This is a genomic window from Ruegeria sp., assembly GCF_965243365.1.
Classification (GTDB): Bacteria; Pseudomonadota; Alphaproteobacteria; order Rhodobacterales; family Rhodobacteraceae; genus Ruegeria.
Genome location: NZ_CBDEUW010000002.1, coordinates 1,114,957 through 1,130,271 on the forward strand (window position 1 = coordinate 1,114,957; position 15,315 = coordinate 1,130,271).

Below are 15,315 nucleotides of genomic sequence, written 5' to 3' on the forward strand. Positions count from 1 at the left end.
GGTTCATGCCCGGCGTTTTCATTCACGAAGGACCGCATGATGTCGCGCTATTCGGCCAACGAAATCGAAGCAAAATGGCAAGAGGCCTGGGACAAGGCCGGAATCTTCGCCGCCAACCACAAGGCGAACAAGCCGAAATACTATGTGCTTGAGATGTTCCCCTACCCGTCTGGCCGAATCCATATGGGGCATGTGCGCAACTATACGATGGGCGACGTGATCGCGCGGCACAAGCTGGCCACCGGTCACAATGTGCTGCATCCGATGGGCTGGGATGCCTTCGGGATGCCTGCAGAAAACGCCGCGATGGCCATCGGCGGCCACCCCAAAGACTGGACCTATGGCAATATCGCTGACATGCGCGGGCAGATGAAACCTCTTGGCCTGTCCATCGACTGGTCGCGTGAATTCGCCACCTGTGACCCGGAATATTACGGCCAGCAGCAGGCTCTGTTCCTGGATATGCTCGAAGCCGGTCTGGTTTATCGCAAGAACGCCGTGGTGAACTGGGACCCGGTCGATATGACCGTGCTGGCTAATGAACAAGTTGAGAACGGCCGTGGCTGGCGCTCGGGCGCTCTGGTCGAACGGCGCGAACTGACACAGTGGTTCTTCAAGATCTCGGACTATTCCGAGGAATTGCTGGACGCGTTGGACACGCTAGAGAACTGGCCCGCCAAGGTACGGCTGATGCAGGAGAACTGGATCGGCAAGTCGCGCGGCCTGCAATTCTCATTTGACCGCACAGATGGCGGTGAGCCGATCACAGTGTACACGACTCGCCCAGATACTCTGCTGGGTGCGTCTTTTGTCGGCATCTCACCGGACCACCCGATTGCCAAGCAGCTTGAGGCCGAAAACCCGGAAGTCGCTGAATTTGTTGCCGAATGCCGCAAGGGTGGCACCACTGAAGAGGCGATCGAAACCGCCGAAAAGCTGGGCTATGACACCGGTATCAAGGTCAAACACCCCCTGGACCCGAGTTGGGAGCTGCCGGTCTGGATCGCCAACTTCATCCTGATGGACTACGGCACCGGCGCAATCTTCGCCTGCCCCGCGCATGATCAGCGTGACCTCGATTTCTGCCGCAAATACGGTCTGCCCGTCATTGATACTTTCTTTGCTCTGGATGACGATACGCCGGTCGACAAGATCGCGTTCGTTCCACCTAAGACCGAGAAAGTCCGATGGGTGAACCATTTCGCGGGTCTGACCGAGGCGACAGGTGAAGAGGCGATCAACGTCACCGTCGATTTCGCCGAAAAGGCCGGTTGGGGCGAAGGGGTCACCAAATACCGTCTGCGCGACTGGGGCTTGTCGCGCCAGCGCTATTGGGGTTGCCCGATTCCTGTTGTCCATTGCGAGAAATGCGGCACGGTGCCCGAAAAGAAAGAGAACCTGCCGATTGAGCTGCCCTATGACGATGGCAACGGCAAGCCCATCGACTTTTCGATCCCCGGCAACCCGCTGGACCGTCACCCGAATTGGCGGGATACGCCCTGCCCGTCCTGTGGCGCACCGGCCATGCGCGAAACCGACACGATGGACACGTTTGTCGATTCGTCCTGGTACTATGCCCGCTTCACCGCCCCGCGTGCCGAAACGCCCACCGATCTGGCCGAGGCGGAATACTGGATGAATGTCGACCAGTATATCGGTGGGATCGAACATGCGATTCTGCACCTGCTCTATTCCCGCTTCTTTGCGCGGGCGATGCAGATCACCGGCCACCTGCCCAAAAAGGCCATCGAGCCGTTCGACGCCTTGTTCACTCAGGGCATGGTGACGCATGAGATTTACCAAACCCGCGACGCCAATGGCCGTCCGGTTTATCATCTGCCGGAGGATGTAACCGACGGAAAACTGTCAGACGGTACCGAGGTTGAGATCATCCCCTCGGCCAAAATGTCCAAATCCAAGAAAAACGTGGTGGACCCAGTCAACATCATCTCGGCTTTCGGGGCCGATACCGCGCGGTGGTTCGTTCTGTCCGATTCGCCGCCCGAGCGGGACGTGGAATGGACCGCCTCGGGGGCGGAAGCCGCGTTCAAACACCTTTCCCGTGTGCACCGTATCGCGTCCGAGATCACGGGGTCGGACGCCCCAGACAATGCCGAGGACGAAACCCTGCTGCGTGAGATGCACAAGGCAATTCACGACGTGTCGGGCGGGGTCGAGTCGTTTGGCTTCAACGCCTCGATCGCCAAGCTTTACGCCTTCACCAACACCTTGGCAAAATCCAAAGCGGGTACTGCGGCCAAACGTGAGGCGGCCAAAACGCTGGCCCAACTGATGTCGCCGATGACCCCACACCTGTCCGAGGAGCTTTGGCAAATGCTCGGCGGCGAAGGGTTGGTCGCCACCGCGCCCTGGCCGGTGGCTGATGAAGCAATGCTGGTTGACGATACCGTCACCCTGCCGATCCAGATCAACGGCAAGCGCCGCGCGGAAATCAGCGTTCCCAAGGATATGGCCAAGGACGAGGTTGAAAAAATCGCGCTCAGCACCGAAGCTGTGCAAAAGGCGCTGGATGGCAATGCGCCGAAGAAAGTAATTGTCGTCCCGGGCCGGATCGTGAATGTCGTCGTTTGATCGCAGAACCTTGTTGCTCATGCCGCTGGCGCTGGCCGCCTGCGGTTTTGAGCCGGTTTATGCCCCCGGCGGCTCTGGCTCGGCCTTGTTCGGCAAAGTCGCCGTGTCGGACCCAAACACGACCGACAGCTTCATGCTGGTCCAGAATCTAGAGCAACGTCTGGGGCGCAGCGCCCAGTCCAGCAGTGCCTATGGTCTGGATGTGAATGTCTCGACCGTGACCCGGGCCGCGGCAATCACTCCGACAAACGAAACCAATCGCTATACGATCGATGGGCGCGCCAACTATAGCCTGATGTCAAAAGAAACTGGGCAAGTGATTGCCTCGGGTACCGTTATCGATTTCGTCGCCTATTCCGCCGCCGGCTCGACCGTTTCGACCCTTGCCGACGAACGCGCGGCCAAAGAGCGGTTGATGGTGATTCTTTCAGATCAGATCGTGACGCGGCTTTACGCGGCACCGGGCCTGACCTCATGAAACTAAGCCCGCGTGAGGCCGATGGGTATTTCGCCAAACCGGACGCGGACAAGACCGGGCTTTTGATATACGGCGCGGATGCGATGCGCGTCGCTCTCAAGCGGCAGCAGGTGCTAGCGGCCCTATTAGGGAAGGGTGCCGAAGAGGAAATGCGCCTGACACGGATGCCAGGCGGCGACCTGCGGGGCGACCCGGCGCAGCTGTTGGATGCCGTCAAGGCAGTGGGCTTTTTTCCCGGCCCTCGTGCGGTATTTGTGGAAGACGCCACCGAAACCGCCGCACCCGCAATTCTAGCCGCGCTTGAGGACTGGTCACCGGGTGATGCGCAGATCATCGTGACGGCCGGACAGCTCAAACCCAGCTCGAAAATTCGCAAAGCGTTCGAAAGTCATCCGGCGGCCTATGCGGTCGGCATCTATGACGATCCGCCGTCGCGCGCCGAGGTTGAACGGATTCTTACGCAGGCTGGATTGCAGAACATTCCACGCGATTCCATGTCAGCGCTGGGCGAACTTGCCGTTGCCCTCAGCCCCGGGGATTTTGCACAAACCGTTGAAAAACTGTCGCTTTACAAGCAAGGTGATGCGTCCGAAGTTGGCGTCGAAGACATCGAAGCCTGCGCACCTCGGTCAACCGAGGCCGCCTTGGACGATGTATTGAACGTAGTCGCCGAAGGGCGCGCGGCAGAGATCGGGCCGCTGATCCGCCGGTTGCAGGCGCAGGGCACAAATGCCGTTTCCCTGTGCATCGGGGCAACCCGGCATTTCCGCACTCTGTACGCCTGCGCCTCTGATCCGGGCGGTGCGGCGCAGGGGATCGGAAAGCTGCGCCCCCCGGTTTACGGCAAGCGACGGGATAGAATCCTGCGTCAGGCTCAAGGATGGGGCGCGCCTAGGTTGCAGACTGCGTTAACCGTGTTGACCGACACCGACCTGTCGCTGCGATCCGCCGGGCAGACCGCGCCCGCGATGGCGCTGGTCGAGCGCGCCATGATCCGTCTGGCAATGCTGGCACAAAGCCGCTAACGCGCTTGTAGCCAATCGGTTGCTGATCGACCGGCCCACCGGCCTGTCGCCAGACACGCAGTCAGCAAATAGCCTCCGGTCGGGGCCTCCCAGTCCAGCATCTCTCCAGCGCAGAACACACCAGGCAAAGCGGTCAGCATCAACCGGTCGTCCAATGCGCCGCGCGTGACGCCGCCTGCGGTTGAGATTGCTTCATCCATCGGTCGCAGGCCTGAATTGTGAATGGGCAGATTCTTGAGCAGGCAGCACACATCCACTGATGAGCCCTTCGACATCTCGTGAAACAGAGCGATTTTCTGTGGCGGCAGGCGCAGGCCTGTTTTCAGCCAACTGGTCAGGGAAGCCTTTGGTTTCTTTGCCTTATACCGAGCCGACAGACTGTCGGGCATCAGGTCAGGCAACAAATCCACGGATAGCGGCGCACCTGCCCGCAAGGCCGGGGTCAGGGAATACAACCCGCCGCCTTCCAGCCCTTTGGCTGAAATCACCGCTTCTCCGCGGCTGGTCAACGACCCTGCTTTCCAGCACACCGCTTTTAGGGCTGATCCGAAATGCGGCTGCATGTGGTGGCTCCAATCCACAGCCAGGGCCGAGTTCGCAGGGGCGAAGGGCGCAAGCTCGACACCCCTGCCCGCCAGAACGTCCGCCCAGGCTCCATCTGAACCCAACCGCGCCCAACTGGCACCGCCCAAGGCCAGAACCGTTGCATCCGCCTGAACACATTGCGGCCCTTCGATCGTTTCAAAACTCAGCGCAGGCCCATTCCAGCCGGTCCAGCGCCAGCGCGTTCTGATCTGCACACCCTTTTCGTCAAGCCGCGCCAACCAAGCCCTTAGTAAAGGCGAGGCCTTCATCACCTTCGGAAAAACGCGCCCGGTGGACCCTGTGAACAGGTCTTGCCCAAGATCACGGGCCCAGTGCTGAATGGCCCGTGCATCCAGTTCCGCGATCATCGGGCGCAGCCAATCGGCGGCCTCCCCATAGGCGTTCATCAACGTCTCCGGCGGCTCGTCCTTGGTCAGATTCAGACCCGATTTCCCGGCCATCAGAAACTTGCGCGCGACCGAGGGCTTGGCGTCTGTCACCAGAACATCATGCCCGGCTCTGGCCAGATGTTCGGCAGCCATCAGACCTGCCGGGCCTGCTCCGATCACCACTGTTTGTGCCATGGTTGCCCTCTTGCCTTGCCCGCTGATCGGCGCGACGCTGCCGGTATGAGCGACAGTGACCCGATTTGCCCCTTGTGTGACCGCCTGATCCCCAACGGGAGCGGCAGCCTGCACCATCTGATCCCAAAACTCAAAGGAGGCAAGGGCGGCCCGACCGTTCTGCTGCACCAGATCTGCCACAAAGAGGTTCACGCCACCCTGACAGAAACCGAACTGTCGCGCAGCTTTCATACGATTGACGCCCTGCGCACCCATCCCCGGCTTGAGAAATTCCTGAACTGGGTCCGCAAACGCCCGCCCGGCTTTCGGTCGAAAGTACCCGGCAAGCGACGAACGCGCTGATCAGACGGTGAAAATTGGCTCCTCCTGCCCCTCAATCTCGATCCCCATGTAGTCGGGAACCGGTGAGAATTGGGCGTCGGCAATATGTTGGAATTCCAGCGTCGTATAGGGGCGTTTCCACAACCATTCGCGGTTTTCAACAGCCCAAAGATCGGCCGCCGGCGGTGTTTCATCCGTGAATGCATAGAAGTGCAGATCGAACCCATAATGCGCAACGTCCTGCACGGACAACAAGCGCATTCCCAGCTTATGGCAGACGGCGTCTTCGGCGGCGATATCCCCTGTGCGCAACGTGATCTGCCCGACGCACGCCCGGGCGAAGGGAGCCGCGGGGTCACCCGCACCCTCGGGCCGGTTGCCATCGAAGTCGTGCTGCAACAGTTCGATGCCAAACCCTTCGGGATCATTCAGGTGGCACATGTATCCGATGTCCAGAAATTGCCTTGGTGCGCTGACAGGAACGCCAAGGCCCTCCAGATGCGCCACAGCCAGGTCGACATTCGGCAGGGTGATCCCGATCTTCCAGTATCGCTGCCCGCGATCCTGAACGTAACCACCCCCGCCGGGGATCAGCAGCAGGTCGGCATCTCGCCCGGGATAGCCGACACGACGCGCATCCCCTTCAACCAGGACCTGCATGCCCAGCACGTTCCGATAGAACTGCGCCAACCCCTCGGGATCAGCCACGCGCAAGATAACGGCGGACATCCTCATGCACGCACCTCAACCCTACCCCGGGAAAAAGGTGCAACCGGTCGCGGCCGGCCCTGTTTCGTCAAGTCATTCACGACAGGCCAATCCTTTGGCGAATATCCTCGCGGCGCAGTGAGATTTCGGCACCCAGAAACTCATCGGCATCAGATGAGCACATCCATAGCAAGGCGCGCGCCGGCCAATCTGCGGGAATATGATCCTCCCACTCCAACTGGCTGACTGGGTTGATCCCGCTGGCCTTGATCGAGCGCTGCATGTCGGTGGCGACGGTCCCCGGCGACAGGCCCATCGCCCGAATACCGTGATGTCCCTCTTCCAGATGCAGACATTCGGTCAGCATCTTGGCACCGGCTTTGGACGAGCAATAGTGGCTCCAGGCTTCGACCGGATTTGACGCCGCGCCGGACGACACGGTCAGCACCGTACCGGCCCCGGTGGCCCGCATGACCGGCAAGGCCGCTCTCATACCATAGAAAACACCTTTGAGGTTGATGTCGATGGCCTTGCTCCAGGCGGCGACCTCGGCGCTGGACATGTGGAAAATCGGATCGATCACACCGGCGTTGCCGATCAGAACGTCCAACCCGCCAAACCGATCAACACAATCGGCGACCGCCTGTTCAACCTGAGCAAAATCACTAACGTCACATGCCAGCGCCATGGCGTTGTCGCCCAACGCTTCGGCCAGAGCGCCAATCTGATCGCGACTGCGCGCAACCAATGCCACGTTGGCCCCTGCTGCGGCAAAAACGCGCCCTGCCTCGGCCCCTATGCCCCGGCTGGCGCCCGTAATAAGAACGGTTTTCCCTTTCATCTGCATCCTCTAGCCCCCCTGAGTTGAGATTTGATAAACTCGTACCGTGCAAAGGGGGAACTGGTCCAGCCCTTGCCCCTTGACGATAGCAGCCGCAACCACGACGATGCCGGAAAAATTGATCGAGAAGGGTTCTCTTATGTCTGTTTTATTTCGCCGTAGCTGTGGCGCAGCGCTGGCCTATGCCGTTGCCACCCACAGTGCTTTTGCCGACGTAACCGCACAAGATGTCTGGGCCGATTGGAAGGCCTATCTGGGCGGTGTCGGCTATACCGTAACCGGCGATGAAAGCGTGTCTGGCGACGTTACGACAATTACTGACATGACGATGATGATGGCGCTTCCGGAAACAGAGGAGCGGATTCAGGTCGTCATTCCCGAAATGACCCTGACCGAAAACGGCGACGGCACCGTCAACATCGGTTTCCCGCCCAGCTACCCGGTCATGGTGTCCGGCGACTCGGAAGGTGAGCCGTTCACGGCAGAACTTCTGTTCACCAATGACGCGCTGGACATGGTGGTCTCGGGCACTCCGAAAGAGATGACTTATGACTACAAGGCGAACAGTCTGGGTCTCAGCCTGAATTCGGTCGAGTTTGATGGCGAAACGGTCTCGAAGGATATGATCGACCTTGGTCTGGCGATCAACAACATGACCGGATCGTCGCTGATGAAGATTGGCGAAAACCGGGACATCACCCAGACGTTCACGGCAGACAACGCCAGCTACAACATTGCCTTCAACGATCCCGAATCAGGAGACGACGCGCGGATCAAAGGTCAGCTGGAACAACTGACCTTCGAAGGCGACAGCGTTCTACCGTCCGAGTTTGATCTGGAGAACATCCAGAACCTGTACAAAGCCGGTTTTGCTGCGTCGGGCATCTTCACTTATGGCGCAGGCAACACCGAAATGGCGGGCACGGCCGAAGGCGAAGCGTTCTCGATGGCCAGTGACTCGGAAGGGGGTCGGTTTGCAGGCAGCATCGACGCCAACCGCATCGCCTATGATCTGGAGCAGAACAGCGCGAAAGTAGCGGTGACCACAGCCGACCTGCCGTTCCCAATCGAAATTGCCATGGAAAAGGCAGGGTTTAAATTCGAGTTCCCGATCGCCGCATCGGATGAGGTGGAACCCTTTGCCTTTGCGATGAACCTGACCAACTTCACCATGTCGGACGTCTTGTGGGGCATGTTTGACCCCGCAGGTGCGCTGCCCCGCGATCCGGCGACCATAGCGCTTGATACCAGCGGCACCGGTAAAGTGATGGTCGATTTCATGGACCCCGAGGCGGTTGCAGCGCTTGAAGCTGGCGATGCGGCACCGGGTGAGTTGCATTCGCTGAAGATCAACGAGTTGATCGTATCGCTGGTTGGGGCCAGCCTGACGGGGACTGGCGATTTCACCTTCGACAACTCCAACACCGAAGCGTTTGACGGCATGCCGACCCCAGTGGGTGAAGCAACCCTGCAACTGGTCGGCGCAAATACCCTGATCGACACGCTGATCAGCATGGGCTTTGTATCCGAAAACGATGCCTTGGGCGCACGGATGATGATGGGTCTGATGGCAGTTCCGGGCGAAGAACCGGACACGCTGAACTCGAAAATCGAGTTTACCGAAGATGGTCAGATTCTGGCCAACGGTCAGCGCCTGAAGTGACGACACCCGGGAAGGCGGCAAGCCTGCCTTCCCGACACGCTTTATCGCCCGCGCATACGGCGGAATAGGACGGACCCCCCGCAGCTTACACGTTGGTCGTAAACAAACCCCAACGCGGAAAGACTGTCGAAACAGTTCTTGATACCGCGCAGTCCGATCTTGCGCGTGTGGACCTCAAGATAGACCTTGGTGACATTCACCAAATCCATCCCTTCAAACAGCCCTTTCTCGCCGCCTTCAATGTCAACGATCAGCGTATTGGCATCCATATCGCGCAAGACATCAGGCAAAGAGACCTGCGGGACGTCTACAACACGTTCGTATTCCGGTTTTGAATCCATCGACGATGACCAGAATGGCTCTCTGACATAAAAGCTGGACGTTTCGCCGGATTGAGCCTCGCTAACCGCCACAGCGTTGACAACATCGACGTCTTGGATGCCATTGGCAGCATGCACGCGACCAATGAAATCACACAAGGTGGGGTTGGCTTCGATACACAAGGCCTGACGCACCCCCAAGCGCTTGGTCAGGAAAGAAGAAATGAAGCCGATACCGGCCCCAAGCTCGACAACCCGGTCCGCAGGGTCGATAAATTTGGGCAAGCCCGTCATTTCATCCCTTTCGTAACGTCCGGCCGAAATGGATCGCCTGACCCTGTCCGTGATGATCTGCGAGTCATCTGGGATCAGAATCCCATGTAAGTTGAGGTGATCCTGCATTTTGCCCTCTTGCCTGTTTGCCTTATCATAGCAGGCAATTTGACCCGGCTGCTATCCCTCAACCACCGAAAGGCCGGTGCGCGCTGATTACTTGGCCTTTGGCAAGGATTCCGTTCTACGTCAGACCAAAATTCAACACATTGGTGTTGCAGCCCTTGCGAGGCCGACTGCGCAAGGCTAGGTCCAAGACAACCAGACCGGAGGCCCTATGACCAAAACGCCCGAAGAGATCAGCCATCACCTGTTGGATGCGGCCCGCAAAGCTGGGGCCGATGCTGCAGATGCCATCGTGATCGACGGTTCCTCGGTTTCGGTCGAGGTCCGGCATGGCGCGCTGGAACACGCCGAACGGGCTGAGGGGACTGATCTTGGGCTGCGGGTGTTTCTTGGCAAGCGGCAGGCGATCGTTTCCAGCTCGGACAGCCGCCCCGAAACTCTGACAGCAATGGCCGAACGTGCGGTCGCCATGGCCAAGGAAGCGCCAGAGGACCCCTTTACCGGTCTTGCCGACGCCGATCAGTTGATCGCCGAATGGGACATGGACACGCTGGAACTGTTCGACCCAACCCCGGAACCCAGCGCCGAGGCTTTGATGCAGGACGCGCTGGCGGCAGAGGCCGCAGCATTGGCTGTGAATGGCGTTACACAGGTATCGGACGCGGCAGCCGCTTATGGCACCCATCGTGTTCATCTGGCGGCAACCAACGAGTTTTCGGGCGGATACGCGCGCACCAGCCGGTCGACATCATGTGTTGCGATCTCGGGCGAAGGCACTGGGATGGAGAGGGACTATGACGGTGACAGCCGCAGTTTTCAGGCCGACCTGCGCAGCCCAGTCGAGATTGGACGCACCGCCGGGGAACGCGCGGTTGAACAGGTCGGGGCGCGCAAGCCCGCGACTGGCACTTTTCCGGTTCTGTTTGACGAACGCATCTCCTCTTCATTGATTGGACATCTGCTCGCAGCCAGCAATGGCGCGGCAATAGCGCGGGGTGCATCCTGGCTGAAGGATGCACTGGGCCAACAGGTTCTGCCCGAGCATTTGTCGCTGATCGAAGACCCGCACCGCCCGCGCATTTCAGGCTCGCGCCCGTTCGATGCCGAAGGCTTGCCAACACGGCGCCGAGCAATTGTTGAAAATGGCGTACTGACCGGCTGGACACTGGATCTGGCAAGTGCCCGCAAGCTGGATATGAGTTCGACAGGCAACGCGGCGCGCGGCGTGTCCGGGCCGCCGTCACCCAGCAACTGGAACCTGAGCCTCACGCAAGGCGACCGCAGCCGGGCTGATCTGATACGTGACATGGGAACCGGTCTGCTCGTGACCTCGATGATCGGATCCACCATCAACCCCAATACCGGAGATTATTCACGCGGGGCTTCGGGGTTTTGGGTGGAGAACGGAGAAATTAGTCACCCGGTCAATGAATGCACTATCGCAGGCAACCTGCGCGACATGCTGATGCGGATCATCCCCGCAAATGACGCGCGCAGCTATCTGTCGCGCGTTGTGCCCTCGATCCTGATCGAAGGGATGACACTTGCCGGCAACTGATCTGCCCCTATTGATCGACGCCGCGCGCGAAGCGGGTCGCATTGCGACCCGGTATTCCGGCACGCAGGCGCAACGATGGGACAAACCTGACGGCACAGGCCCCGTGACCGAAGCCGACCTGGCCGTCAACGCGATGCTGGAACGCGAGCTACAGGCAGCGCGGCCCGACTACGGTTGGCTGAGTGAAGAGACCGAGGATTCGACGGACAGGTTGTCCCGCGACAAGGTGTTCATCATCGACCCCATCGATGGCACCCGCAGTTTCGCCGAAGGGTCGCGCACATGGGCGCATTCGCTGGCGGTTGCCGAGGATGGATGGATCACGGCCGCTGTCATCTATTTGCCGCTACGCGACCTGCTTTATGCGGCGGCGCAAGGTCAGGGTGCCAAGCTGAACGGTACACCAATTCACGCCTCAGCCCCCGGAGCAATGAACGAAGCCGAAATACTGGCTGCAAAACCAAATCTGGACCCTAAGCATTGGCGCGCGGGGGATGTGCCCGACTTCAACCGTGTTTACCGGCCCTCGCTGGCCTATCGCATGGCTTTGGTCGCTCAGGGACGGTTCGACGGTATGCTGACCCTGCGCCCCAGTTGGGAATGGGACATCGCCGCCGGAGATCTTATCCTGCGCGAAGCGGGTGGGCTGTGCACGGATCGTGCGGGGCAAGCGTTGCGGTTCAACAACCCTCATCCCCGACTGAACGGTGTCGTCGCAGCCGGGCCTGACTTGCACGCCCAACTATACGCCAGACTTGATCCGAAGGGCGCAGGAATACAGGCATGAGCAAGCCACGATCCCTCAGCCTTGCTGCCTATCGGGTTTTATCCTGGGGTGTGCCGCATCCTTCGGTGGCGGCAACCGGGCCACGGCCCGAAGGCGAAGTGCTGTGGGTTCACGTCAATTCAGAAGACCGGTTGAGGGTTGTCAGTGACCTGTGCCAAAGAATTCTGGCGGTGCGCCCGGGGCTGTCCCTGCTGTTCACTGTACCGCCGGACACCGATCTGGCCCCCTGGGCCGAACACGCACCTTCTCTGATCAAGCTGCCAGCAGAGCAGACAGGCGGCGCGCGCGCATTTCTGGATCATTGGCGGCCCGACATTGGGCTGTGGGTCGGGGGCGGGCTGATGCCCAATGTTATTACGCGGGCCGAAGAAAAAGGCATCCCGCTGCTTCTGATCGAGGCGGAAACAGACACCAAGGTTGCACGTGGGGGGCGATGGTTGCCGGACATCACCCGTTACACACTGGATTGCTTTGATCAGGTTCTGGCCCCAACTGAAGAAGCTGCGCGCGCGATAAGGCGGCTTGGCATTGCCTTCAGCAAGGTGACAGTATCGCCACCACTCAGGATCAGCCCGATGCCGCGCCCCTGGCCCGAGGATGAGCTGATCGAAATAAACCACGCCTTGTCCGGGCGACCGGTCTGGCTGGCAGCCTGTGTCAAAGACACCGAATTTATTTCGGTCCTGAGCGCGCATCGTCAGGCCATGAAAATCCTGCCGAGACTTGCGCTTGTGATGAATGTTGCGGATCCGGCGGAAAGCTCACCTTTGCAACGTCGGCTTGAAACGATGGATCTGCGGTGCGCCTGCTGGGATGACGGCCAACCGATCGAGGATACAACGCAGGTGATCCTGTCATCTGAGGCCGAAGATCTGGGCCTGTGGCATCGGGTATCATCCGTCACATTCATGGGCAGCTCGCTTGATCGCGGGGCAGGCGGACAGGATCCGCTGACGTCAACCGCGTTGGGATCGGCGGTTGTGCACGGCCCCTTTGTGCACCTGCACCGGGACAGTTACGAAAGATTGGGACGCGCGGGCGCAGCGCGGGCTGTCAGAAGCGCAACCGAACTCGGCGATGCGGTTGTGGAGATGCTGGCCCCGGATCGTTGTGCCGATATGGCGCTGGCCGGATGGCAAGTGGTGACCGAGGGTGCGCCGCAATCCGATCAGATGGTAGAGATGGTTCAGGACATGCTGGACCGGCGGAGAGCCCAAGATGCGCGCACCTGATTTCTGGAGCACACGGCCCGATCAGTTGGACCTGCGCGCGCGTCTGCTGGCGCCTCTGGGTTGGGTCTATGCGGCGGCGACCGCGCGTCGTGTGGCCTCGAAACCCGGTACGGCGCCAGGCGTTCCGGTTGTATGTGTCGGAAACCTGAACGCAGGCGGCACCGGCAAAACGCCGACCGTAATCTGGGTCCTGGACCTGCTGCGAGGCCTTTGGCACGAACCGCATGTGATCACCCGTGGTCATGGCGGATCGCTGGAAGGTCCCGTCAAGGTCGATCCGCGCAAACACACCGCTGCTCAGGTCGGGGACGAGCCGCTGCTGCTGGCCGCCTTTGCCGATGTTTGGGTCGCCAAGGATCGCGCTGCAGGGGCGAAAGCAGCGGCGGAAGGCGGGGCTTCCGTGATTGTATTGGATGACGGCTTCCAGAACCCTACAGTCGTCAAGGATTTCTCGATCCTCGTCGTGGATGCCGCCCGTGGATTTGGCAATGGGCTGTGTTTGCCAGCGGGCCCTTTGCGAGAGCCTGTTTCAGCCGGAATGAAACGCGCTGATCTGGTTTTGTCTTTGGGTGACACAGAAGCACAGGCCGCGTTTTCCGCTAACTGGGCCAGTTCCCTGACCGTACCCCATGTCACAGGCGAGGTCAGTCCCTTGCAAACCGGTATGGACTGGAGCGGCACTCCGGTTCTGGCGTTTGCTGGAATAGGTTATCCCGAGAAGTTTTTTCAAACCTTGCGCGCGCAAGGTGCCACCCTTGTCAGGGCCGAGCCACTGGACGACCATCAGCCCCTGACCCCGGCCTTGATGAATCGTCTGGAAAGTGAAGCCAAGGCACTGAAAGCTCAGTTGGTTACCACGGAAAAAGACGCGGTGCGCCTGCCCGCTGCATTTCGCCATAAGGTGATTACGTTGCCGGTCCGTCTGAACGTACCGCAAAGCGATCAGGTGAAGGACATGCTGGCTCAGATCGCGCCAGCCCCCTGAAAGGCTGGCCAGCCCCGCGAAAGGACTGGCCGAAATCCTCAGCTGCCAAGCTCGGCTTCGATCAGAGCCTTGAAATCTGCATAGGACTGGTTGGAAACCGGCTTGCCGTTCACGATGAAAGACGGGGTCGACTGAATTCCATCACGCTCGGCATTTTCCTGATACCAGGCCACCAGCGTCTGCGCGCGGTTGCCATCCTGCAAGCAGGCCTCAAGCTGGTCATTGTCGATCCCGGCCAAACGCCCGATCTTTCGCAGCTCATCGACGATTTCTGCCGGGCCGCCCGCTTTGGTCCACTCGGACTGACCATCGTAGATCAGGTCGGTGATGCCAAAGAACTTATCGGGCCCTGCACAGCGGGCCACCATCGAGGCCCAAAGACCGTAGCGATCAAAATACACTTCGCGATAGGTGAACCTGACCTTCCCGGTGTCGATGAAGTCCTCTTTTAGCTGCTTGTACGGCCCGTTGTGGAAATTCGCGCAATGCGGGCAAGTGTAAGACGCGTATTCGATGATCTCGACCGGCGCGTCCTCGGCGCCCAGAACCATTTCAACAATGGTCGAGGTGTCCAGATCGGCCTCTTGCGCCTCGGCGCTGCTAACTAGCGGATAGGTAGGGGTCTGGTTCGACGTGGTCAGCCAATAGCCGCCAGCGGCTACGGCGACAGCCGCACAGATTACGGTTGCAATACGGCTCATTTCTCAGCCCTTTCTCAGCGTTTCTGCTTGAATAAAACGTTGCGGCCCAGACGTTCAAGGGCAGCGCGCAAATCTTCATCATGAACATCTCGCGACACTTTGCCTGCCTCGGCTGCAATCTCTGGTGGTATCTTAGGGTTGGCTTGTTTCGGCTTATGATCGAAACTGGCCTGCCCTTCGGCAAATCCAATCGGGGCGGTCTGCGTGATGCGTACACGGCTGATGGCATTAAAACCATAAACCGCATTCACCTTGGCGCGCAGCTGCTCACGCTGCATGTTAAGCATTTCGGCCTGCGGCCCGGTGGTCAGCACCGTCAGTGTTGCCCCTAACCCGTCCCTGCCGTAGCCCACTTTGACCGGGCGCGCGATCGAGGCGATGTCCTGCCCCACAATCTCGGCCCAATGCGTCAGAAGGCGCGACACAGCAAAGCCCCGGCTTTCACCGGCGCGTCTGATTTGGTCGTTCAGCAATGTCGCGGTGCGTTTGAACCCGCGGGTCGAAGAACGTCTGCGCTGCATCTGGTTTCCAACTCC

General features: G+C 59.8%; 15 protein-coding genes. 9 read left to right on the forward strand and 6 right to left on the reverse strand.

The features are described from left to right. Positions 1-39 precede the first annotated feature (39 nt). From leuS to holA, 3 genes are read left to right on the forward strand one after another with little or no spacing between them, the layout of a single operon-like run. Positions 40-2,592: a leucine--tRNA ligase gene (leuS, locus tag ACP0GE_RS09240; protein ID WP_424831661.1), complete on the forward strand. Its 2,553-nt coding sequence runs from the start codon at positions 40-42 to the stop codon at positions 2,590-2,592. Then, positions 2,579-3,070, forward strand: coding sequence for an LPS assembly lipoprotein LptE (gene lptE / locus ACP0GE_RS09245; protein WP_424831662.1), 492 nt, complete (start codon positions 2,579-2,581; stop codon positions 3,068-3,070). Before leuS ends, lptE begins: the two co-directional genes overlap by 14 nt. Beyond that, on the forward strand, positions 3,067-4,095 hold the full coding sequence (gene holA, locus ACP0GE_RS09250) for a DNA polymerase III subunit delta (protein ID WP_424831663.1): 1,029 nt from the start codon (positions 3,067-3,069) through the stop codon (positions 4,093-4,095). The genes lptE and holA overlap by 4 nt, the downstream gene beginning before the upstream one ends. Here the strand turns inward: holA and ACP0GE_RS09255 are convergent. Next, entirely contained in the window at positions 4,092-5,291 is a 1,200-nt protein-coding gene (locus ACP0GE_RS09255) for a TIGR03862 family flavoprotein (RefSeq protein ID WP_424833829.1), read from the reverse strand. The genes holA and ACP0GE_RS09255 overlap by 4 nt on opposite strands. A gap of 18 nt (positions 5,292-5,309) precedes the next feature. Here ACP0GE_RS09255 and ACP0GE_RS09260 point away from each other — a divergent pair, with 18 nt between their 5' ends. Further along, on the forward strand, positions 5,310-5,606 hold the full coding sequence (locus ACP0GE_RS09260; RefSeq protein WP_424831664.1) for an HNH endonuclease: 297 nt from the start codon (positions 5,310-5,312) through the stop codon (positions 5,604-5,606). Here ACP0GE_RS09260 and ACP0GE_RS09265 read toward each other — a convergent pair whose 3' ends face one another. Both ACP0GE_RS09265 and ACP0GE_RS09270 read right to left on the reverse strand, forming a co-directional pair. Then, positions 5,607-6,314, reverse strand: coding sequence for a VOC family protein (locus tag ACP0GE_RS09265; protein ID WP_424831665.1), 708 nt, complete (start codon positions 6,312-6,314; stop codon positions 5,607-5,609). A gap of 76 nt (positions 6,315-6,390) precedes the next feature. Further along, positions 6,391-7,140, reverse strand: coding sequence for an SDR family oxidoreductase (locus tag ACP0GE_RS09270; RefSeq protein ID WP_424831666.1), 750 nt, complete (start codon positions 7,138-7,140; stop codon positions 6,391-6,393). A 133-nt stretch (positions 7,141-7,273) separates the two neighbouring features. On the opposite strand from ACP0GE_RS09270, the gene ACP0GE_RS09275 reads away from it, so the two are divergent. Beyond that, entirely contained in the window at positions 7,274-8,797 is a 1,524-nt protein-coding gene (locus ACP0GE_RS09275) for a DUF2125 domain-containing protein (protein ID WP_424831667.1), read from the forward strand. A gap of 41 nt (positions 8,798-8,838) precedes the next feature. Here the strand turns inward: ACP0GE_RS09275 and ACP0GE_RS09280 are convergent, their stop codons facing one another. Next, positions 8,839-9,519 (reverse strand): FkbM family methyltransferase, encoded by a 681-nt coding sequence (locus tag ACP0GE_RS09280; RefSeq protein WP_424831668.1) that lies wholly within the window; start codon positions 9,517-9,519, stop codon positions 8,839-8,841. A gap of 208 nt (positions 9,520-9,727) precedes the next feature. On the opposite strand from ACP0GE_RS09280, the gene ACP0GE_RS09285 reads away from it, so the two are divergent. The 4 genes from ACP0GE_RS09285 to lpxK are packed head-to-tail and all read left to right on the forward strand — an operon-like array spanning position 9,728 to position 14,078. Continuing rightward, positions 9,728-11,074, forward strand: a complete 1,347-nt coding sequence (locus ACP0GE_RS09285; RefSeq protein WP_424831669.1) for a TldD/PmbA family protein — start codon at positions 9,728-9,730, stop codon at positions 11,072-11,074. After that, positions 11,061-11,861 (forward strand): inositol monophosphatase family protein, encoded by an 801-nt coding sequence (locus tag ACP0GE_RS09290; protein ID WP_424831670.1) that lies wholly within the window; start codon positions 11,061-11,063, stop codon positions 11,859-11,861. The genes ACP0GE_RS09285 and ACP0GE_RS09290 overlap by 14 nt, the downstream gene beginning before the upstream one ends. Further along, positions 11,858-13,093, forward strand: coding sequence for a 3-deoxy-D-manno-octulosonic acid transferase (locus tag ACP0GE_RS09295; RefSeq protein ID WP_424831671.1), 1,236 nt, complete (start codon positions 11,858-11,860; stop codon positions 13,091-13,093). Before ACP0GE_RS09290 ends, ACP0GE_RS09295 begins: the two co-directional genes overlap by 4 nt. Beyond that, positions 13,080-14,078 (forward strand): tetraacyldisaccharide 4'-kinase, encoded by a 999-nt coding sequence (lpxK, locus tag ACP0GE_RS09300; RefSeq protein WP_424831672.1) that lies wholly within the window; start codon positions 13,080-13,082, stop codon positions 14,076-14,078. Before ACP0GE_RS09295 ends, lpxK begins: the two co-directional genes overlap by 14 nt. A gap of 38 nt (positions 14,079-14,116) precedes the next feature. On the opposite strand, the gene ACP0GE_RS09305 is transcribed toward lpxK, so the two are convergent. Both ACP0GE_RS09305 and ACP0GE_RS09310 read right to left on the reverse strand, forming a co-directional pair. Next, the gene (locus ACP0GE_RS09305) at positions 14,117-14,779 is read right to left on the reverse strand and encodes a DsbA family protein (RefSeq protein WP_424831673.1); all 663 of its coding nucleotides are present in this window, start codon (positions 14,777-14,779) and stop codon (positions 14,117-14,119) included. A 14-nt stretch (positions 14,780-14,793) separates the two neighbouring features. Further along, positions 14,794-15,300, reverse strand: a complete 507-nt coding sequence (locus ACP0GE_RS09310) for a DUF721 domain-containing protein (protein ID WP_424831674.1) — start codon at positions 15,298-15,300, stop codon at positions 14,794-14,796. Between the last annotated feature and the right edge of the window lie 15 nt (positions 15,301-15,315).

Bases quoted from the DNA above. Each gene is read 5' to 3' on its own strand.
- leuS (WP_424831661.1), top strand. From the start codon at position 40: ATGTCGCGCTATTCGGCCAACGAAATCGAAGCAAAATGGCAAGAGGCC.
- lptE (WP_424831662.1), top strand. From the start codon at position 2,579: ATGTCGTCGTTTGATCGCAGAACCTTGTTGCTCATGCCGCTGGCGCTG.
- holA (WP_424831663.1), top strand. From the start codon at position 3,067: ATGAAACTAAGCCCGCGTGAGGCCGATGGGTATTTCGCCAAACCGGAC.
- ACP0GE_RS09260 (WP_424831664.1), top strand. From the start codon at position 5,310: ATGAGCGACAGTGACCCGATTTGCCCCTTGTGTGACCGCCTGATCCCC.
- ACP0GE_RS09265 (WP_424831665.1), bottom strand. From the start codon at position 6,314: ATGTCCGCCGTTATCTTGCGCGTGGCTGATCCCGAGGGGTTGGCGCAG.
- ACP0GE_RS09270 (WP_424831666.1), bottom strand. From the start codon at position 7,140: ATGCAGATGAAAGGGAAAACCGTTCTTATTACGGGCGCCAGCCGGGGC.
- ACP0GE_RS09275 (WP_424831667.1), top strand. From the start codon at position 7,274: ATGTCTGTTTTATTTCGCCGTAGCTGTGGCGCAGCGCTGGCCTATGCC.
- ACP0GE_RS09280 (WP_424831668.1), bottom strand. From the start codon at position 9,519: ATGCAGGATCACCTCAACTTACATGGGATTCTGATCCCAGATGACTCG.
- ACP0GE_RS09285 (WP_424831669.1), top strand. From the start codon at position 9,728: ATGACCAAAACGCCCGAAGAGATCAGCCATCACCTGTTGGATGCGGCC.
- ACP0GE_RS09295 (WP_424831671.1), top strand. From the start codon at position 11,858: ATGAGCAAGCCACGATCCCTCAGCCTTGCTGCCTATCGGGTTTTATCC.
- lpxK (WP_424831672.1), top strand. From the start codon at position 13,080: ATGCGCGCACCTGATTTCTGGAGCACACGGCCCGATCAGTTGGACCTG.
- ACP0GE_RS09305 (WP_424831673.1), bottom strand. From the start codon at position 14,779: ATGAGCCGTATTGCAACCGTAATCTGTGCGGCTGTCGCCGTAGCCGCT.
- ACP0GE_RS09310 (WP_424831674.1), bottom strand. From the start codon at position 15,300: ATGCAGCGCAGACGTTCTTCGACCCGCGGGTTCAAACGCACCGCGACA.